This window comes from Flectobacillus sp. BAB-3569 (assembly GCF_002270355.1).
Lineage (GTDB): Bacteria > Bacteroidota > Bacteroidia > Cytophagales > Spirosomataceae > Flectobacillus > Flectobacillus roseus.
In genome coordinates, this window is the sequence record NZ_NJFZ01000010.1 from 71202 (window position 1) to 91000 (window position 19799).

The following is a 19799-nucleotide window of genomic DNA, read 5'->3' on the forward strand; positions in this document are numbered from 1 at the left end:
AAAAAAAAGTCCAAGACTAAGTCTTGAACCAGTAGTGTTAGACAGTATTAAAAGATTATTTCTTACCTAGCCACAACAGCGTATTTGTAATCAACAGACGATAGTTTTGATTGGCAAATTGATATGATAATGTAGCGTTTGTTCCGCCTTCATAATCCATATCGTTGTGTCCCATATTGATGTATGCCATTTTATATTTTTTGTTAGTCCACATCACAGGATAATATCCACAATACCAAATTTCATGATTTTTGGGGCCTGTTCCCAATGGGTAACTTTTCTCAGAAATAGCTAATAGAATCTCAATATCAGGATTTTGACGTAAATCATGTTCCCAGCTATACCATTCGTTGGGCGCAGTGGTAAACTCTTTTTCTAATTTCTTTAAACTAGGATGCCCCTTTTTCTCCATTTTCAAAATGGCCGAAGTGGGTCTCCAAGTGTTTCCTTCATATTGTCCTGCTCCCAAAAATTGATTATGATACCAATCCCAGTTTTGAGGATAGGCAGACTTGTCCAGTGCAAACGCCGCAAAGTGAAATCCTAACCAAGCACCACCATTTTTCATGTAGTTTTCAAATGCTTCCCTTTGCGCAGGTTGCTCAGGTCGAGTATCCAGAAATAATACAACATCTACTGATTTTAACACTTCAGTATTTAAAGAGTCCCAATTGCTGGTAGCATGGTAACTAAACTTTTTTTCCTTGGCTAGTTGCCCAAACCAAGTGTTGGCCTCTTTCACAAAACTGATATGCGCCAAATCATTCTTTCCTGTATAAAATGCCAAGACCTTAAACTTTTGAGCAATAGTGATTTGCACACTAAAGAAAGTGAAGAGTAGGGTGATTAAAAATTTCATAGTTTTAGATTAATCAATTGGGTTTGTTGAAATTATACTGATGTATAAAAGTACTTATCCTATATTGGATTAAGTGTTTGATATAGAGTTGTTTGCGTGTAAGTTTATAAAGATTTACGTTTAATGAAACTACATTGATTAACGATTCGACCTTTTTGTTTAGTCAAAATCATTTCGGCAGCACGTTTTCCCATCGCCTGAAAGTCGTTAGAAATAACAGATATACCTTCTGCCAAAATCTCTTTAATAGGAGTATCATCATAAGAAATCAGACCTATGTCTTTGCCTAACTTCCAGCCTTTTTTGTTTGACCAGTTGATAAAACGAACTAAATCATTTTCTCGGAAAACTAAATAGGCATGATCTTTTTGTAAATGTTCCTCTTCTTCTAAATCTGGAATAATTTCAAAAGGTATTTGATTTTCGAGACAATATTTCTTGAACCCATTAATAATCCCAACAGGGGTGTATTGAAAACTTTTGCTGCTCAGGACTAATGAAAGAGTTCGATATTTGGCAATCAAATTCTGAGCTTCTGATAAACCTTGATAAACATTATGCTCAAAATCTTGGTACAGCAAGGCGAAGTCTTCCCCAAAAGAAGGAACATCAATATCCAATAATAACAGCTTTTCTTTGGGAATCTGTTTCAAAATATCAGAAACATCCTGATTGAAGTGTGGCATTACTACATAGAAATTGTAGTGGCCTAAGTTGTTGAGAATCAAGTTTTCAAAAACTTTGATATTGTGGTGATGGAAAAAAATGTTGACATTGACATCTTCTCCGAGTCCTTCCACAATCGCATCGTATAAAATTTCTTTGTAGGGAGTAAGAGCATCAAACAACACAAAAATGTTCATCTGACTCCGAGTATCGGTACTATTCACGTAAAAGCCTTTCCCATGATGTGATGTCACCAAGCCTCTCTCGCGCAATTCGTCGTAAGCCTTAGTCACAGTCATACGAGCCATGCCAAAATTTTGGGCGACTTCATTGATTGAAGGAAGTTGTTGACCTCTGGCGAGTCTTCCGTTCTCAATCGAATCTATGATATATTCTATAAGTTGCTGATATTTAGGTTTACTCGATTGCGAATCGATTAGAGCAAAATCTTTCATTAATGAGAATAGAATCTTTATAGTATTTATTCATCGTAGTTGAAAAATTTCTTAAAATCAACTACAAAACGTTGTCATACAGTTTGACTAATAAATAAGGAAAATGTTTATTAAACTATACGAAATGACCTGAAAGAAGATGGTAGAAAATAGCTAATGATATTTTCTACAGAAAAAATCATTAGCTCAAAACTTTATTCTTTCTTCACTCAAATTTGCTTCTTCGGTAATATAGTAGTTTAAAATAACTAAAAAATAATGCGAACATCAAAAAAATAGAGGAATTCTAACCAATTTGTACAAATTATTATTGAAATTATTTTGAATAGCAAAAAATGTCTTTATATTTGCCTTGAAATTTTAGCATAGCATAGTGTAGCATAGTTTACTCATTTAAAGTATCTTCTTTTAGATAAAGTACAACTAGCTTTCAAAATATACGTTCGATATATCAGATGCTTAAGCACTCGATATTTGGTTAGTTTTTGTTTATAAAAATGGTTAATGGTGTACAATGTCTGACGGAGTCACACAGCGGTGTCTCCGCAGGCAATTGTCTTAAACATTTCAAAAAAGATTTCTCCTACTTTTAATATATAGACAGAATCCATTTGGTTTACAAATGGATTTTTTTTGTTAGATTTTTTAAAAATTGTTTTAAATTAATTTTTAGTTGCATTATTTAAGGTAAAATACAAGAGGGGTAAAAAAAATATAAAAATTATTGTCAAATGATTAAACCATTTTTTTAATTTGCCATCAGAAGTCACAAAACAGTGATTCCACAGTATTTCAAAATTGATACATGAGATTATATCTTAAAATATTCTTAATCTTTGTCCTTGCAAGTTTCAAGATTGCCATCTCTATGGCCGCTGATTTGGGACAGACAAATGAGAATATTAAAAGATGTGCTGTATCAGCTTCGAAAAATACAAATGCTCTTCAGTTTAGTGAAGAAAGTCTTTCAGAAAGTGAAGAAAATGAAGAAGACGCTACTCATCCTTTTGCTTCTGCTGCAATATTGTCTTTTTCTCCATTTTACGATTTATTTACCAGTTTCCTGATTGCTGAACAAAATCGCAAGATCAATTATATATTCTTCCAAAAATACTCCTCAGATCAACAGCTCTTTATGCTGTTCAAAAACTTTAGAATTTAGGACTTTATGATTGGCAACATTTCTTTTTAAAGAGATGTGATAAACCACTTGGTGTAGATCAAGATTGATCAGCTCCTGAGGTAGGCACATTCTTTTCAAAGAAATGGATTGCTTAGTTTTTTCATAAATTTCTTATGAGCATTTTGTTTCGCCTACCAAAAAATATACTTTAGTGTAAAGTTGAGATAGCCAATAATTATTTAATTTTAAAGCATAGCAAATACTTACTTTTGTAAGTAAACTAGTTACGTATAACCAATAGTTTGAACTAGATATTGGTAACAACGAAACTAAATAAAACTACTCGTAGGAGGCAACGTTTTGAGAAAGGGAGTAGTCAAAAATTATACCTGTTAAGGTAAACAAAATGATAAATTGGTGTGTAGAAAGTAACTGAGGTGTTGTTCCATTTACATTTTGGACTCGAAAGGGTCGAACACTTTCACCGAAAGTGTCTGGATTTAGAAAACTGATTATAGCAATAATTTAGTTTGTATGTGGTTTATTATATCTATTGGGTTGACGAGATTCGTCAACCCAATGTTGTTTTTAGACGATTACATTCTTACAAGCCACGAACTAAATGATAGAAAGTCTATGTTTTTTCTGTAGTTTTGAATAAATATTATTAACCTGATTGGAACACTGTCGGGTTGGCGCATACAGAGTTAAAACAGTAACCTTATGAAGTTATTATTGATAGAAGATGAAGCAAAAACTGTTCAGTCCCTCAGCAAAGGATTGAAAGAATCAGGTTTTGAGGTGGATTATTGTTATGATGGTTTGATTGGCAAACACTTAGCTAAAAAAATACCTATGATGTTATTGTCACCGACATTATTATGCCAGGGCTCAATGGGATCGAATTATGCAAAGAATTGAGAAAAGAAGGTTTAACCACGCCCATTTTGATGTTGACGGCCTTAGGTGATCTTCAAGATAAAGTTGTAGGGTTTGATGCTGGAGCTGATGATTATTTGGTAAAGCCATTTGAATTTGTAGAGCTCTTAGCCCGTATCCGTGCGTTGTCTCGCCGTAGTACAGGTGTGAGTATACACAAAAATACCCTGACATTTATGGATTTAGAAATGAATCTAGATTCGAAAGTGGTATTGCGTTCGGGTGTAAAAATTCCCCTAACAGCCAAAGAATTTGAATTATTAGAAATGTTGCTTCGTAATCAAGGAAAAGTGCTTTCAAAAGTAGAAATTGCCGAAAAGGTTTGGGATGTTAGTTTTGATACAGGTACGAATGTTATTGAGGTGTATATCAATTTGTTACGAAAAAAAGTAGATAAGGATTTTCCTCAAAAGCTTATCCATAATGTGTATGGAATGGGTTATGTGTTGAAATCAGAATAAATGCTCAAACGCTATGCGCATTCGCTTTAAACTTACTTTACAATTTACCCTTTTGGTATCCCTAATTGTGCTTTTGTCATTTTTAGGGATTTATTATTTTACCCATACTTATATTGAGAATAGATTTTATTCTCGTTTGAGGTCGAAAGCTATTACCACTGCAGAACTTCTCGTAAAAGTTGACCAAATTGACTCAAAGCTATTGAAGGTCATCGAAAAAACGAATAAGGACGTTTTGTACAAAGAGAAAATTTCGATTTACAATTATAAAAACGAGGAAATTTATACCAACAATGACACCGTAAAAGTTGTGGTAACACGGAAGTTTCTTAACGACGTGCGCCTCGAAGGAACTGCCACTACAACTTATCAGGACATTCAGATTTTGGGAATTCCGTATTACGATAAATATAACCGTTTGTTGGTATTAGCGGGTGGTGTCGATCAGCAAGGTCTTGAAACTCTGCGAGATTTGCAACGTATCCTTATTTCCTTATATATCATTATCGTTTTTACCTCTGCCATATTTGGGTGGATTTTTGCGGGAAGGGCGTTATTGCCAATTGCCGAGGTAATAAATGAGATGAATGATATCTATCCTAACAACCTCAAAAAGCGCTTAAAAGTCCGAAATGTGAAAGATGAAATAGGGCAGTTGACATTTACCTTTAATAATCTTTTGACTAGGGTAGAGGAGGCTTTTCAGCATCAGCAGGTATTCATTTCAAATGTGAGTCATGAGCTTAAAAACCCCTTGACTAAGATTATTTCTCAGCTGACTGTATCGTTGCTCAACCGACGAACGGAGGAGGAATATCAAGAAACGATGGAGTCGGTTTTACAAGATGTAAAAGACTTAAACCTTTTAACAAATACTCTACTCGAACTTACTAAACTAAGCGACGATAGTCTGCCCAATAGATTTACGAGCATCAGAATTGACGATATTATTTGGGAAGCAAGAAGCTCACTACTGAAAGTGCACAAAAACTACGGCATTTCGATTGAGTTTTCTGAGAATATCGATTCCGATGAGCAATTGAGTATTTTGGGCAATGGTCAGCTTTTGAAAGTAGCATTTATGAATCTTATTGAAAATGGCTGTAAATTTTCTAATAATCAGACGATTAATGTGAATATTGGCTTTGATAAAGGGCTATTTTTGGAGTTTATCAACAAAGGTGCGGTGATTGATACCAAAGACCAAAAACTAATTTTCCTTCCCTTTTTCCGTTCTAAAAAAACAGCAGATACGCGAGGTTATGGGATTGGATTGCCTCTCGCTGAGAGAATTATCAAACTTCATAAAGGGAATTTATTTATTAAAGAGTCTACCTTAGATAGAACTGTCTTTAAAGTACAATTCTTTGAAGAAAAAGTTATAGTTGTTAACTAGATTTTAATTTTATCTTCATTTAATCTTAAAGATTTATCCCTTATTTTATGATAAGAAAAGGCTATAGCAGGGTGGAAATGAAATAGTCGAGAAACGCTTTTTCATTAAAAAAAGATTTTAGTACTATTAATATAGGTGTTTAAGGTGCTTAGTTTCTGCAGTTGTATGGAGCTGCAGAAACTTTTTTTGCTATTTTAACACAACAATCCTTCGTTATATCATTTGCTTGTTATTAATAAAATTTTTAATTTAAGGTAAGTGAAAACGAATGTTGGTACTAATGCAAAATACGATTTAATTATAGGGCTTTCTACACTAAGCTATTGGTATTGGGCAAAATATAATCAAATTGAGTGTAAAGTTTTGATGTTAAAATTTACATCCTGAATTCAGTACTAATACTTAAGTGATAGTAAGCGACCAGCAAAATGAAAATTATTTTGTTAATCTCACAGTGAAGTAGAATGGCGGAGTAGGAGAAATCGTTTTAGTCAGAGAAATTATGATTGTAATCAACCAAAAAAATACAAACGTGACCACCAAAAATGCGACCTTGTCCAAGCTCTATTGGGTGACTGGTCTCGTTACAATTTGTTTTATGGGGTCAATCGCTGCAAATTGGTACCAATGGCGCGAACGAATTGTTGTCGTTGAAAACCTCAGAGAAGCGCTCATTAAGCAAGACTCAACATTGGCTAGTAAATTAGAGTCAGATAAAGAAATTGAAAGATTAAAGAAAAAGTTAATACGCCGTTCCAAAGCCTCCCGCAGAGTTGTTGCTCCACAAAATGGGAATGTTATCCTCACCCAATCTGACATTAGATAGAGATTAGAATTTCTTTAATTATTGCTACATTTGGTTGTTTTTTATGGATTATTTCTATTTTATATCGGAATAGTTATGAAAATGTATGTTCGTTTAGCAAAAAAACTCTAATCGTATTCTAATCTGAATTAAAAAAACTATATGTTTGATGTAGAATTACAAAGAGCCTTTTCTGCTCTGATTCCATTATAAACCAACATCAAACAAAATGCATAATTCAGTTCAATATTATAAAGACGCTTTATTCAAAAGCGACTGGAAATCTGGTTTGTCAGTATTTCTGGTAGCCTTACCTTTATGTTTAGGTATCGCACTCGCCTCTGGCGCTCCTCTCTTTTCAGGTATTTTGGCAGGTATTGTCGCAGGAACATTTGTAGCTCTTCTTTCTGGCTCAGAAATTTCGGTAAGTGGACCAGCCGCTGGTCTAACGGTAATCGTGGCAACAGCCATTCACGACATAGGCTCTTTTCAAGGGTTCTTGGTCGCAGTTGTGCTGGCTGGAGTCATTCAATTGGCACTTGGACTTATCAAAGCAGGTAAGTTTAGCGCTTATTTTCCCGAAAGTGTAATACGAGGAATGTTAGTTGCCATAGGTATCGTGATTATTTTAAAGCAAATCCCGCACGCACTTGGCGACGACCAAGACTATGAAGGCGAGTTTGAATTTGAGCAAGTAGCTGATCATCAAAATACTATCACTGAGTTGATTCGCTCGGTAGTAGATTTTAATTACGGTGCTGTCACGATTGCTATTGTTTGTTTGGCTGTAATATTGCTTTGGGAGCGTGCTGCCAAAAAGTACAAGGGGATTTTTGCCATGATTCCTGCGGCCTTAGTGACTGTATTAGTAGGTACGCTCATGAACGAAGCTTATCGTATATATGAGCCGTTTTATTATTTGGGAAATTCTCCAATTCACATGGTAAATATTCCTAAAATGAGTGGAGTGAGTGATTTTGTATCAGCATTTTCTTTTCCTGATTTCTCAGCACTGATGACCACCAAGGTTTATATTGTTGCATTTACGTTAGCAATTGTAGCAAGCCTTGAAACATTACTCAATTTGGAAGCTTCCGACGCTATAGATCCTCAGAAAAGACAGTCGTCGCCTGATAAAGAATTGGTTGCGCAAGGAATAGGCAATATGATTTCAGGTTTGATCGGTGGATTACCAATTACTTCCGTTGTTGTAAGAACTTCTGCTAACGTATATTCGGGTGGACGTACACGTATGTCCTCAGTAGTACATGGAATGTTGTTGTTGGGCTCTGTGCTTTTAATTCCTAATTTACTAAACAAAATTCCTTTATCATCGCTTGCGGCAATACTTTTGACTGTTGGTTACAAACTGGCACATCCTAAAGTATTTGTGAAGGTATTTAAAGAAGGGTATGACCAATGGATTCCGTTTTTGGTAACTATCGTGGTGATTGTGTTCAAAGATTTGTTATTTGGTATTTTTATAGGAACAGGAGTGGGGTTAATTTTTGTATTATCAACTAACTTTCACTCTGCGGTTTCGTTTGTGAGAGAAGGGAAACATGTACTTATTCAATTTAATAAAGATGTATCTTTTTTAAACAAGCCCAAAATCAAACAAATATTGCTTAGCCTAGAAGATGGTGACGCCGTTTATGTTGATGCTACCAAAGCACAGTTTATAGACCATGATATTTATAATCTATTATATGAATTCAAAGCGGCCGCATATCGTCGAAATATAGAGGTAGATTTCAAAAAAGTATCAAGAAAAATACAAGGAGACATAAATCAGTACTTACCAGAGTCGGTTTCCGCGCATTAATTCGTAACTTTGAGCATTCAATAAAATAACTCAAAGTTCATCAGCAATAAAAATGAAATTTTAATGGGTGTTATTCCATTCTTATCATTTCATTTTCTAGTTATAATCAATGTTCGAATATACTCTGACAGTAAACCTATAGCTTTGACAAAGTATCAGAGTATTTACAAGTTACAAACAAGTTTCGATGAAAGATTACAAAAAACTATTGCTCAACAACAAGGCTTGGGCAGCTGACCGCTTGTCGATGGACGAGACCTATTTTGAAAGATTGGCAAAAGACCAAAAGCCTGAATTTCTTTGGATTGGTTGTGCTGATAGCCGTGTACCTGCGGAAGAAATCACTAATACTCAGCCAGGTGATGTGTTTGTTCATAGAAATGTGGCTAACATGGTGGTACATACCGATATGAACCTTCTGTCGGTATTACAATATGGCGTTGAAGTTTTGAAAGTAAAGCATATCATTGTATGTGGTCATTACAACTGTGGTGGTGTAAAAGCTGCAATGGGAAATGATGATTTTGGTTTGATTAACAAGTGGTTACGCAATATCAAGGAAGTGTACGCTAAGCACGAAGTAGAGTTAGGTGGTATTGAAAGCGAATCTCAAAGATTCAACCGTTTGGTTGAACTTAATGTACATGAGCAAGTTAAAAACTTGGCTAAAACAACTATTATTCAGCATGCTTGGCAAAAAGGTGAGTATCCTCACTTGCACGGATGGGTATTTGACTTACATACTGGATTAATCAAAGAAGTATTAAATATTGATTCTCCTGATCAGATTGATCCAATCTTCCGTTATAACTTCTAGGGAAGAAAACGTTATTAGTTAATCGTGTATTTGTTCTTTTAAAGTATTCATAATCGGAAGACTATAGGCAAATGGCAACTTAGATATACTATTAATTTAACCTAAATTCTAAAGAAGTCATAAAAAAAGCCGATAAAAGGAGAGTGTTCCTTCGTATCGGCTTTTTTGCTACGTTTTTGTCCCTATTTAAACAATTTTTACATTTTCAATTTCTTCTATCATCGAAATCAATTCCACCTCTTCTGTATACACGGCATTAAAGGCAAATGGTTTCTTTTTGAGTACATATTGATAAATAAAAAAGTCTGTTTCGGGTGTTGGAAATGAGTCTATGTTTGTAAAATCATGCCATTCTAAAATTCCTTCATTACAAATAGGAGGTTCGAAATAATCTACTTCTGCCTCATAAATAAAGCTCATCCAGTTGTATTTAGAAGGAGATGTTTCGACCAAAGTACCACAAAAACGCATAGAGTCTAATGACAAACCTGCCTCTTCGCTAACCTCTCTTATAGCTGCATCCTTTGGATTTTCGTAAGGGTCAACTTTTCCACCTACAGGTACATATAGCCCTTTGAGAGGTTCGTTGAATCTTTTTAGTAGTAAAAAGTTGGTCTGGTTTCGGAGAATACAAATCACCGCTACTCTTTTTAGTCCTTCCATTTGTGTAATTTTCCTCCTAATTTTTAATTCTGGTACTCAAGATAGCTCCTAAGCCTCCTAAGATTACTAATGAAGACAGCGCAATTTTCAAAGATGTAAACTCGGCAATATAACCAATCATGACTGGCCCAATCATAAAACCTGATATTCCAACAGTTGAAATCGCCGCTAATGCTACTCCCGCTGACATAGTTTTAGAATGTCCCGCTTCGCTGTAAATAAGTGGTACGACGGTTGATAATCCAAGTCCTGTAATTGAGAAACCGAGAATAACAGTCCAAGATATAGGCAATGCAAGCGCTAAAATCATTCCGATTGTTAGTAGTGAACAGTTGAGAATCAGAGTTTTTTTAAGACCTAATTTTGCTACTGTTTTGTCACCGATTATTCTGCCTATAACCATTGTAATAGAGAATGCTGTAAATGCTGCTGTGGCATATTGTGACGCATTGCCCAATATTTGTTTATAATATAATACACTCCAGTCGGCCATTGCGCCTTCGCAAAGCATTCCACAAAAACAAATAACTCCTAGGAGCATTAGTGCTTTGTCGGGTAAGGCAAATAATGGTTGTGCCTCCGACGATTTGAAGTCTTTTGCTATTAAATATTGGTAAACAAACAAGGCTACAATGATGTCCAAAATACCAACTGTACTCAAATGCCATACCGTAGAAATGCCTTGTGAAGCCAAAATACCACCCAAAGCGGCTCCAATCATAAAGCCTATACTGAAAATGGCATGAAACGACGACATGATGGATTTGCTCATGGTTTTTTCAACATTGACTGCCTGCACATTCATCGAAATATTGAGAAGGTCACCTCCGAAGCCAAATATGAAAAGCGCTATGGCTAGTTGCCAACCTTGGCTAGCGATTCCCAAAAAAGGCATGGATAGCAAATAAATAATAGCAGCAATCACCGTAACTTTTCGGCTACCTATGTAGTTGATAATCACACCAGCCAATGGCAAAGCTGATAAGCTCCCAATGGGCATAGCAAACAAAACGGTGCCTAATGCGGCGTCGCCTAGGCCTAATTTCTCCTTTACATCTGGTATGCGTGAAGCCCAACTTGAAAAACTGAGTCCAGAAATAAAGAATAGTGCGTTGGTTGCCAAACGAGCGGCTTTAGCATGATTAGACGTTAGTGATAGTTCCATAAATTTTAGTATGAGTGGAAAGAATGTACAAATCTACTAAACTTCGGCGGGAAGTAGGAGAGAGCCAATTTCTTTCCAAGAATAAACACGCTGATAACCTTCGATATGGTAATTGTGAGGGGCATCGTATAACAAGCCTGTTCCTTCAAATTTTACTAAGTTTTTTTCATGGTCATCTATCAAATAATCAGCTTTAATCATGTATTTGTGTCCACAAAAAACCGTATGTTTCCAACCAATGTACGGGAAAAACTCCTCAAGCCATTCTAGTTTTTCGCTCAACGAATTGGGAAACTCCGTAGCCGCCGAAACAATGAATATTTCGTAATGGTCTTGCAATTTTTTTACAGTTTCAATCGCATCATCAAAAACAGGAAGATTACGGAAAAATCCTTTTTCATGCAAAAAGTCACGAATCGGGAAATATTGCTCATAAAATTCTTTTGCCTTTTCAGGATTACTAATGTCTTCTCTGGTAAAATTTGTTCCAAGACGGAGGTTGGTTTCGGTGAGAATACCTGATGTCGTGTCAGCCAAAACATCATCCATGTCGATTGCAATACGTTTCATAAAATAAAGGGAGATAAAGTAAACAATTATTATTTATTGGGATTGGTAATTCTGAGTGCTGAATTATGAGTTGTGAATTATGAGTTGTCCTTTGTCCTTGCTTAAAGCTTATTACCTACAGCATTAAAATTATTCAAAAGTACATTTTAATATTTATTTAAGTCGTTGTGCAAAATAAGATTTGGTCAACTTTGAGTGTAAAGTATTGATATTTAAATATTCACCATTCACAAATCACAATTCATAACTAATGCTTGTATGTTCTTTTGAATCAGGCTACTAGCTCGATTCTATTGTTTTCGGGATCTAAAACTACACTTTCGTAATAGCCATCTCCTGTATGTCGGGGTTCGCCGATAATCTGAACACCCTCTTTTCGCATCAATTCAGTAAGCTCATCAACTTTCTGTTCACTGCCCAACGTAAACGCAAAATGGGTAATACCCAAGGTTTCGGTTTTTGGGTTTTCTCTTTCGGGAATTTGCGGTTTTTGCATTAATTCTATTCTTGCTCCCGATTCAAAACTTAAAAAATATGACTGAAATTCCTTTACTGGATTATGGTATTTGGTATTACTTTTTGCCCCAAAATAGCGTATATAAAAGGTTTTTATCTTTTCTAAGTCATTTGTCCAGATGGCAATATGTTCAATAAACATAGTCTTAAGATTTAGTTGATGATGCAATTTTCCGAATAAAAACGTAAATATCAAAATGTTTTTCATTAAATTTGGGAATAAAACCGAAATAAAACGAATTTATGCTAAGAGAAGAACGCCTTCAAATTATCCTCAAAATGTTGGAAACCAATCAAAGGGTTTCGTCGGTAGAGCTATCCGAAATTCTAAATGTTTCGGACGATACCATCCGACGTGATTTGAATGAGCTAGCCGAAAATGGATTACTGAAAAAAGTGCATGGTGGCGCTGTGCCTAGGTCGGCACATCCCTATAAATTGAAGGAAAGAATCAAAGTGGCTCATGAAGAGAAGATGGTTTTGGCACAAAAAGCCCAAGCTTATTTTCATGACGGACAAGTAATTTTATTGGATAATGGTTCTACCAATATGGAGGTGGCTCGCATGATGTCGCCCGATTTGAAAGCAACTGTTTTTACGAATAGTCTCCAGATTGCTCAAATTTTGTGTGAGCATCCGTCGATACAACTGTTCTTTTTAGGAGGAAAAGTTTTCAAAGATGCACAAAATACTTACGGTGCAGAGGTGATTGAAATGCTTCAAAAAATTAGAGCAGATATATGTATTTTGGGCGTTTGCGGAATTCACCACGACATAGGTGTGACGATTCAGGATTGGGGTGAAAATCAAGTAAAACGAAAAATGGTAGATATTTCTCAAAAAGTGGTGGCTCTTGTAACGGCTTCAAAGGTAAATACCGCAGAAAGTTACGTCGTATGCACTTTGGATGAACTGGATGTGATGCTAACGGATGATTGTATAGATGAAGCACTGTTGAAAGACTATCAGAAACATGATATTGTGATTCAATAGTTGGGGAAAGTGTAGAAATTTTTCTACACAAAATTGTAGAATATAATCTACTTAGCTAGCCAAAATACACAGAATGGCAATTGGCACGAATATTTCAATAATAGAATTAAATATAATAGTGGTTAGGTATAGTTCAGAAAGGTGAGAATGATAATTCTCACCTTTTTTCTTTTTCTGCCGATGTCATCAGGCTACTTGTTGAGGAATGGGAAGACTGATAATAAATTGACTACCTTCCCCAAGCGTAGATTCTACTTCGATACTTCCTTTATGTGCTTGAATAATATTAAGCGTTGCAGAAAGACCTAAGCCCAAACCAGTTGATTTGGAAGTAAAATAGGGCTCAAACAAACGATCTATTTGTTCGGAGGACATTCCCATCCCGTTGTCTTTGATACTAATTAGATACGACGAACCCCTTACTGTAGACTTTACCTCTAGAATACCGTTACCTGTCTCCATAGCCTCAACGGCGTTAATAACGATATTCAATAAAGCTATTTTGATTTGTTCTGCATCAATTTGCAAAAGTGTATCAATGGATAAATCTTTCTTGAGCTGAATGTTTTTGAGGTTCAAACGGTCTATTGCTTGCTGAATACTTTCTTCAATAACCAAAGAGCCAGAATACATATTAAGTGAAACCGCCGCTGGACGATATGAATTAAGCAATTCCGAAATTAGGTCACCGATTCTTTTGCTATTGCGCTGTATAATTTCTAGGAAAAAATGTAGTTCTTCATCCTCAAGTTCTGAAGCCAGTTGGTCTAAGGAGAGATTTATATTGGTCAGAGGATTACGGACTTCATGCGCAAGGGTGCGAATAAGACGCCCTGTGGCAGCTACTTTTTCAGAAATTACATGTTCTTTTTCTGCTTTTCTTACATGCGTAATGTCTCGAACTACTCCTAAAAAATGCTCCAAACCATTGCTGTCGGTTCGTTTGAAGGCATTAATCTGACAAAGTTTTTTTTCGCCTGATTTTGTCGTTAGCCATGTTTCGTAATTATCCAACTGCCCATATTGAGCCAATTGAGTCGCAAAGTTTTGTCGACTAGCGTTGCTACCAAACATACTAATTGTTGTCATATTTCGAAGCTCCTCTGGACTATATCCCGTAAGTACAGATACCTCTGGATTGAAATACAAAAAGCTACCATCTACGGGGCTTGTAAGTACAATCGCTTGCTGGATATTGTCAAAAATACTTTTGTACTGAGCCTCGCTTTCTCGAAGGGTTTGTAATGTTTGAGCGCGTTCTAAGGAGTAACGAATACATCTTTCAATTTTTTCGGTATCCAACTCACCTTTGATCAGATAATCCATCGCTCCAAGTTTCATAGCTTCTTCATCAATTTCTTTATGACCTTTACCCGTAAGCATAACCATAGGAGTCGATATACGATGTTCTTTTACGATTCTGAGCAAATCAAGACCAGTTTTTGCTCCTAATCTAAAATCAAAAAAACAGATATCGAACTTGATTTGGGTAAGTTTGCTAATGGCCATTGAAAATGATTTAGCCCATGTGACCTCAATATTTTGACCGGGTATTTGTTTTAAATAATCACAAGTAAGAAAATAATCGTCTTCATCATCATCTACCAGTAGTAGTTTTATATTTGAGCGGGATAACATAATAGTGTTTAAGGTTTAAAAGGTAAATATAGGGTAAATACGGAACCTTGTTGTAGGGTACTTTGGGCGCTTAGGTGCCCTCGATGATTTTCAACAATTTTGGCACAAATCGCCAAACCTAAGCCAGTTCCTTCAAATTCGGCATTGCCATGCACACGATGAAACATGGTAAATATTTTTTCTTTATACTCTTCTTCAAAGCCGATACCATTATCGCTTATGGTAATTTTCCAGTATTGAGTGTCTGTGAGTTTTAGTTTAAGAATTTCTTCTAGAGAGGCTTCTTTTACCTGTATGTTTACTATTGGTTGCGTAGATTCGTCTACAAATTTTATGGCGTTTGAAATTAAGTTTAAAAATAACTGGTGCATTTGAGATGGAAAAGCCTGAATAATAGGCAATTCTTCCACTGTAATTTGTGCATTTTTGTTAGCGACTGAAATCTCTAAATCACCTATGGCATTTTGAACAATTTGGTTCAAATTTACCTCTGCCAATGGGAGAGGAATATTATTACGGGATATTCTTGAATAAGCCAGTAGATTATCAATCAAGCTTTTCATTCTATCACTCGAATACAAAATTCTATCAATAAAGAAACGACCCTCCTCGTTCAGATTATCTGAACTACGTTCAATCAGCTTGTTGGCAAAAGCAGCGATTTTGCGCAAAGGCTCTTGTAAGTCATGTGAGGCAATATAGGCAAATTGCTCCAAATCTTGGTTAGAGCGAAACAGCTCTTCAATCTTTTTCTCAAGGGCTTGTTCATAATTTTTAATCTGGGTAATATCAGCAGACGTACCTAGTACTTTTATGACATTTCCTTCCGCATCTAAATAGCATTTCCCCTTTACTGCCAAATACTTGAATACCCCTTTGGCATCAATAATCGAGTGTTCAAACTCATAATAGGTCTTTTTGTCTTGTACAGACTGCATGGAAATGCTTCTGGTATATTCTAGTTCATGCACTGGAATATGCTTCTGATAGAAACCAAAGGTCATCTCCTTTTCTTCAAAATCTTTGGCATCGTAACCAAAAACTTCATAAAGCCCGTCAGACCAACTAACAGTGTCAGCGCCAACATACCATTCCCAACTACCATATTTAAAAATTTTCTCAGCTTCATTGAGTTGATTTCTTTGTTGAAGTATCAGCTCATTATGCTTTTGAAGTTGCGTAATATCTTCTGCAATATGAAGTATTTCAAATTGGGCTTCGGGGCTTTGGCTTCTCAAAACCATACTTCTATGGCGCAAAATAACCTTCGACCCATTTTTATGTTTTAGTTCAATATTGTGTTCAATGCGTTCGCCCGTGTTGATGATTTTATTATATTCTTCGAGCCGGAGTTCCCATTTTTTTAATTCACTTTCACTTAGTGCAAAATCTAATGAAAAGTCATTTTGAATCAAATCTTCTTTCTGATACCCGAGAATATCTGTAAATTTTCGATTGATGAAAGTGATTCTTTTCGATGGAAATTCCTGTATATAAACCAAGTCGGGAATGAGCTGGATAAACTTCTCTAAAGGTATATTATCTCTTTGATATAAAGGCATTTGTATTCTATGTTAAGTTTTGGAAAGGAGATACTTATCAAACTGAGAACAAACAACATAGTGTATTGTTTGTGATAATGTTTTTCTTGAAACTACCCATGGTATTTTTAGAAAAAACTGTTCCTAGTCTTGGTTTGGTAAGTAATGTTGTAAGTTTCTGACTTACGTTTTATTGGAAATATATGTCGTATTGGAAGAGTATAAGTATCAATGTAGAATTGTGATGCATTGAGCTATTACTGATTTTTGAGATGTTAAAATTACATGGTCAACTATCAACAATCGATTGCCTAAAGTGTAATAGTACAAAATGATACTTAGGTGATTTTTAAATGCAAAGTTTTGATAAATAGTGATTTATATTCAAACTACTATTTACATATTATAGTTGTTCATTTTGTTGTAAAGTGTTTTTCTATCTATCCCTAAAAGTTTGGCTGCTTTGCTTTTATTATAGTTAACTTGTTTTAAAACCTGCAAAATTGTTTCGTATTCGGCGTCAGAAGCTACAGATTTAAGGTTGAGCTGTTGGGCTGAATCTGGGTAATTGTTTTCTGGAATACGTTGCTCATAGGGGTTTTCAAAGACTAAGAGACGCTCATGATTCATAAGTTCAAAAGGTAGACTTTTAGCTTCTATATAATCCTTTTCTGAAAGTAGCGTAGCCCTTTTAATCACATTACGCATCTCGCGAAGATTGCCAGGCCAACCATATGTTTTGAAGACTTCTTCTACTTCGGGCGCAAAGGTGGTGATATTTTTATCCAGTTCTTCGTTGGTCTGAGCCAGAAAGAAACGAGCAAACTCCATAATATCTGATTTTCGCTGACGAAGAGGAGGGACTTCGATACTAAATTCGTTGAAGCGATGGTACAAATCTTCTCTAAATTTACCTTTTCTGCTAGCCTCTAAAAGCCTTTCGTTGGAGGCAACTATAATTCTTACATCTACCGAAATTTCTTTTGTACCGCCTATTCTTCTCAAGGTTCTTTCCTGCACCACGCGTAAGAGCGATACCTGAACGTCATAAGGCAAATTTGCTACTTCATCAAGAAAAAGCGTACCGCCGTTTGCCATTTCAAAATGCCCAATCTTTTGATTGATGGCACCTGTAAATGAGCCTTTTTCATGACCAAAGAGTTCACTAGCGGCTAATTCTTTGGAAATAGCCCCACAGTCCATTGCTACAAAAGGGCCATTGGCTCGTTTGCTTCTTGCATGAATTTCCTGTGCTATGGATTCCTTGCCTGAGCCACTTTCGCCATAGATAATCACGCTATAATTGGTAGGAGCTACAAGGTCTAACTGTCTGAACAAGTTTTTAGATTCTTGTCCCGAACCAGCAATATGGTCTTTTTGTATTAAGCCTTTTTTAGGACTAGCAGTCTTTGATTTGCTTGGTAAAGTACTTGATATTTGAGTTGCTTTTTGTAAAGCATTTTGAATAGTGACCAAGATTTCATCAGGAAATAAGGGCTTGGTGATGTAGTCCACAGCACCCATTTTCATGACATTTACCGCTGTTTTTATATCCGAATATCCAGTAATGATTAATACAGGAAGTTGAGGTTTTTTCTCATGAATTTTCTGTAAAATAGTAGCTCCTGTCATATCCCCTAATCGGAAGTCGGTCATGACTAAATCAGGGTGAAACTCATCAAGTAAAACAAGTCCACCGTTACCACTTTTTGAAATTGCTACCTCATAGCCATTTTTTGTAAGAAAGCGGCGCAACAGCATACAGATGTCTGTGTCGTCGTCTATTACAAGAATTTTTTGCATTCTTTAGTTTGTTTAAATTATTAATAACGTATAATAGTTGGTTGGGATATAGCGATAATTTAAGCCAAATGGATAGGTATTAGCAATTCATAATATTTATGAAGTACAGTAAGTAAAAGTAATTCCCAGTGACGGTAAGGGTAGAATTACTTAGAAATCGAAGTTAGTTGATTTTTGATTTTTTCCCTAAAAGAGGTAACAAAATAAATTCCCAGCAAATGAGAAAATATCACTTACTGGGAATAATTCGTATTCTTACAATGGGATTTCAGAATTTCTTGTGTCATGAAAACAAATTATGAAACCTGAAATTTCCCTGTGAGTTGACTATTTGATGTAACGCCAATCTTCGTTTCCTTTCAATGCCAACAAAGATTCATAAATCAAGCTAATAACAGCCTGAACATCGTCTTTGTGAACCGTTTCAACGGTTGTGTGCATGTATTTTAATGGCAATGAAATCAATGCTGAAGCAACGCCTTCGGTAGCATAAGCAAACGAATCAGTATCTGTACCTGTAGAACGAGAAACCGCTTGACGTTGGATGGCAATTTCTTTTTCAGAAGCAACATCGATGATAAAATCGCGAAGGTTATTTTGTACTGCTGGTCCGTAGCAAATCACAGGACCTTTACCGCATTTCAAGTCACCTTGTTCTTTTTTGTTGTACATAGGTGATTGAGTATCGTGAGTTACGTCAGTTACGATAGCCACGTCTGGTTTCAAACGGCGAACAATCATTTCGGCACCACGAAGACCAATTTCTTCTTGCACGGCATTTACCACATACAAAGTGTATGGTAGTTGGATATTGTTTTCTTTTAAAAGACGAGCCACTTCTGCAATCATAAAACCGCCCACACGGTTGTCGAGTGCACGACCTACATAAAAGCGGTCATTGAGTTCAGTAAGTCCGTCCTCAAAAGTAACTACGGTACCTACATGAACGCCCATTTCTTCCACTTCTTTTTTGTTTGCTGCACCGAGGTCGATAAAAATGTCGTTAACAGTTGGAGCTTTATCTTTACCTAAGTCACGCACGTGGATGGCAGGATACCCAAATACACCTTTCACAACACCTTTTTTGGTATGTAAGTTACAACGCATTGACGGAGCAATAACAGCGTCAGAACCACCATTGCGACGAACGAAAATATAACCGTTATCGTCGATATAGTTTACAAACCAAGAAATCTCATCGGCGTGTGCTTCAATTACAACTTTGTAAGGCTGTCCAGGATTAATCACCCCAACAGCAGTGCCATAGACGTCAATGATGGTTTCGTCGATATAAGGTTTTAGGTAATCCAACCAAATTTGTTGACCAGACGCTTCAAAGCCAGTTGGCGATGCGTTATTCAAATATTCGTAGAGGAAGGTTTTTGATTGTTCTGTCATTGTAATAATGAGTTCTATTGTTGTAATAATATCCTTTTAGTAAATAACACCGAGAATAGGATATTAATTTTTGAAATAATAAAAAATCTGCTTTTTACAAAAATACAAAACCCCAAAGGTTTTAAAAGCCCTTGGGGTTCTAAATGTAAAATAATACCATCAATGC

Annotated in this window: 16 protein-coding genes and 1 pseudogene; 7 read left to right on the forward strand and 10 right to left on the reverse strand. The window is 35.9% G+C overall.

Annotated features, from left to right (window positions below; all coding sequences use genetic code 11):
• Window positions 1-55: 55 nt before the first annotated feature.
• Together BWI92_RS11590 and BWI92_RS11595 are read right to left on the reverse strand one after the other, a co-directional pair.
• A complete protein-coding gene (locus BWI92_RS11590) occupies window positions 56-859 on the reverse strand; it encodes a ThuA domain-containing protein (RefSeq protein WP_095163426.1) in 804 nt (267 codons plus the stop codon).
• Between the two features lie 104 nt (window positions 860-963).
• Window positions 964-1980, reverse strand: coding sequence for a GntR family transcriptional regulator (locus tag BWI92_RS11595; RefSeq protein WP_095163427.1), 1017 nt, complete (start codon window positions 1978-1980; stop codon window positions 964-966).
• An 805-nt stretch (window positions 1981-2785) separates the two neighbouring features.
• Here BWI92_RS11595 and BWI92_RS11600 point away from each other — a divergent pair.
• The 6 genes and pseudogenes from BWI92_RS11600 to can all read left to right on the forward strand — a co-directional run bounded on the left by BWI92_RS11600 (window position 2786) and on the right by can (window position 9346).
• Entirely contained in the window at window positions 2786-3142 is a 357-nt protein-coding gene (locus tag BWI92_RS11600) for a hypothetical protein (RefSeq protein WP_095163428.1), read from the forward strand.
• Between the two features lie 684 nt (window positions 3143-3826).
• Window positions 3827-4503 (forward strand): annotated as a pseudogene (locus BWI92_RS11605) (response regulator).
• 13 nt (window positions 4504-4516) lie between these two features.
• The gene (locus tag BWI92_RS11610; RefSeq protein ID WP_095163429.1) at window positions 4517-5899 is read left to right on the forward strand and encodes a HAMP domain-containing sensor histidine kinase; all 1383 of its coding nucleotides are present in this window, start codon (window positions 4517-4519) and stop codon (window positions 5897-5899) included.
• A 502-nt stretch (window positions 5900-6401) separates the two neighbouring features.
• On the forward strand, window positions 6402-6725 hold the full coding sequence (locus BWI92_RS11615) for a hypothetical protein (RefSeq protein WP_095163430.1): 324 nt from the start codon (window positions 6402-6404) through the stop codon (window positions 6723-6725).
• A 208-nt stretch (window positions 6726-6933) separates the two neighbouring features.
• Entirely contained in the window at window positions 6934-8529 is a 1596-nt protein-coding gene (locus BWI92_RS11620) for a SulP family inorganic anion transporter (protein WP_095163431.1), read from the forward strand.
• Between the two features lie 187 nt (window positions 8530-8716).
• A complete protein-coding gene (gene can / locus BWI92_RS11625; protein WP_095163432.1) occupies window positions 8717-9346 on the forward strand; it encodes a carbonate dehydratase in 630 nt (209 codons plus the stop codon).
• 186 nt (window positions 9347-9532) lie between these two features.
• On the opposite strand, the gene BWI92_RS11630 is transcribed toward can, so the two are convergent.
• From BWI92_RS11630 to BWI92_RS11645, 4 genes are all read right to left on the reverse strand, one after another.
• Window positions 9533-10009, reverse strand: a complete 477-nt coding sequence (locus BWI92_RS11630) for an NUDIX domain-containing protein (RefSeq protein ID WP_095163433.1) — start codon at window positions 10007-10009, stop codon at window positions 9533-9535.
• Window positions 10010-10025: 16 nt separating this feature from the next.
• Window positions 10026-11174 (reverse strand): MFS transporter, encoded by a 1149-nt coding sequence (locus BWI92_RS11635; RefSeq protein WP_095163434.1) that lies wholly within the window; start codon window positions 11172-11174, stop codon window positions 10026-10028.
• Window positions 11175-11210: 36 nt separating this feature from the next.
• Window positions 11211-11744 (reverse strand): 5' nucleotidase, NT5C type, encoded by a 534-nt coding sequence (locus tag BWI92_RS11640; RefSeq protein WP_095163435.1) that lies wholly within the window; start codon window positions 11742-11744, stop codon window positions 11211-11213.
• 271 nt (window positions 11745-12015) lie between these two features.
• Complete coding sequence (locus tag BWI92_RS11645; protein WP_095163436.1) at window positions 12016-12402, reverse strand: VOC family protein; 387 nt, start codon at window positions 12400-12402, stop codon at window positions 12016-12018.
• Between the two features lie 101 nt (window positions 12403-12503).
• Between BWI92_RS11645 and BWI92_RS11650 the strand changes: the two genes are divergently transcribed.
• Window positions 12504-13253 (forward strand): DeoR/GlpR family DNA-binding transcription regulator, encoded by a 750-nt coding sequence (locus tag BWI92_RS11650; protein ID WP_095163437.1) that lies wholly within the window; start codon window positions 12504-12506, stop codon window positions 13251-13253.
• A gap of 186 nt (window positions 13254-13439) precedes the next feature.
• On the opposite strand, the gene BWI92_RS11655 is transcribed toward BWI92_RS11650, so the two are convergent.
• The 4 genes from BWI92_RS11655 to BWI92_RS11670 form a co-directional block, all read right to left on the reverse strand.
• Window positions 13440-14891, reverse strand: a complete 1452-nt coding sequence (locus BWI92_RS11655) for a hybrid sensor histidine kinase/response regulator (RefSeq protein ID WP_095163438.1) — start codon at window positions 14889-14891, stop codon at window positions 13440-13442.
• Window positions 14892-14899: 8 nt separating this feature from the next.
• Entirely contained in the window at window positions 14900-16453 is a 1554-nt protein-coding gene (locus BWI92_RS11660; RefSeq protein ID WP_095163439.1) for an ATP-binding protein, read from the reverse strand.
• A gap of 375 nt (window positions 16454-16828) precedes the next feature.
• Entirely contained in the window at window positions 16829-18235 is a 1407-nt protein-coding gene (locus BWI92_RS11665) for a sigma-54 dependent transcriptional regulator (RefSeq protein WP_095163440.1), read from the reverse strand.
• 327 nt (window positions 18236-18562) lie between these two features.
• Complete coding sequence (locus BWI92_RS11670) at window positions 18563-19633, reverse strand: M42 family metallopeptidase (RefSeq protein WP_095163441.1); 1071 nt, start codon at window positions 19631-19633, stop codon at window positions 18563-18565.
• Window positions 19634-19799 lie beyond the last annotated feature (166 nt).

What these genes read in the sequence shown, in the direction of transcription:
- can (WP_095163432.1), top strand. Translation starts at nt 8,717, where the DNA reads ATGAAAGATTACAAAAAACTATTGCTCAACAACAAGGCTTGGGCAGCT.
- BWI92_RS11645 (WP_095163436.1), bottom strand. Translation starts at nt 12,402, where the DNA reads ATGTTTATTGAACATATTGCCATCTGGACAAATGACTTAGAAAAGATA.
- BWI92_RS11600 (WP_095163428.1), top strand. Translation starts at nt 2,786, where the DNA reads ATGAGATTATATCTTAAAATATTCTTAATCTTTGTCCTTGCAAGTTTC.
- BWI92_RS11595 (WP_095163427.1), bottom strand. Translation starts at nt 1,980, where the DNA reads ATGAAAGATTTTGCTCTAATCGATTCGCAATCGAGTAAACCTAAATAT.
- BWI92_RS11590 (WP_095163426.1), bottom strand. Translation starts at nt 859, where the DNA reads ATGAAATTTTTAATCACCCTACTCTTCACTTTCTTTAGTGTGCAAATC.
- BWI92_RS11630 (WP_095163433.1), bottom strand. Translation starts at nt 10,009, where the DNA reads ATGGAAGGACTAAAAAGAGTAGCGGTGATTTGTATTCTCCGAAACCAG.
- BWI92_RS11640 (WP_095163435.1), bottom strand. Translation starts at nt 11,744, where the DNA reads ATGAAACGTATTGCAATCGACATGGATGATGTTTTGGCTGACACGACA.
- BWI92_RS11655 (WP_095163438.1), bottom strand. Translation starts at nt 14,891, where the DNA reads ATGTTATCCCGCTCAAATATAAAACTACTACTGGTAGATGATGATGAA.
- BWI92_RS11610 (WP_095163429.1), top strand. Translation starts at nt 4,517, where the DNA reads ATGCGCATTCGCTTTAAACTTACTTTACAATTTACCCTTTTGGTATCC.
- BWI92_RS11670 (WP_095163441.1), bottom strand. Translation starts at nt 19,633, where the DNA reads ATGACAGAACAATCAAAAACCTTCCTCTACGAATATTTGAATAACGCA.
- BWI92_RS11665 (WP_095163440.1), bottom strand. Translation starts at nt 18,235, where the DNA reads ATGCAAAAAATTCTTGTAATAGACGACGACACAGACATCTGTATGCTG.
- BWI92_RS11635 (WP_095163434.1), bottom strand. Translation starts at nt 11,174, where the DNA reads ATGGAACTATCACTAACGTCTAATCATGCTAAAGCCGCTCGTTTGGCA.
- BWI92_RS11660 (WP_095163439.1), bottom strand. Translation starts at nt 16,453, where the DNA reads ATGCCTTTATATCAAAGAGATAATATACCTTTAGAGAAGTTTATCCAG.
- BWI92_RS11615 (WP_095163430.1), top strand. Translation starts at nt 6,402, where the DNA reads ATGATTGTAATCAACCAAAAAAATACAAACGTGACCACCAAAAATGCG.
- BWI92_RS11620 (WP_095163431.1), top strand. Translation starts at nt 6,934, where the DNA reads ATGCATAATTCAGTTCAATATTATAAAGACGCTTTATTCAAAAGCGAC.
- BWI92_RS11650 (WP_095163437.1), top strand. Translation starts at nt 12,504, where the DNA reads ATGCTAAGAGAAGAACGCCTTCAAATTATCCTCAAAATGTTGGAAACC.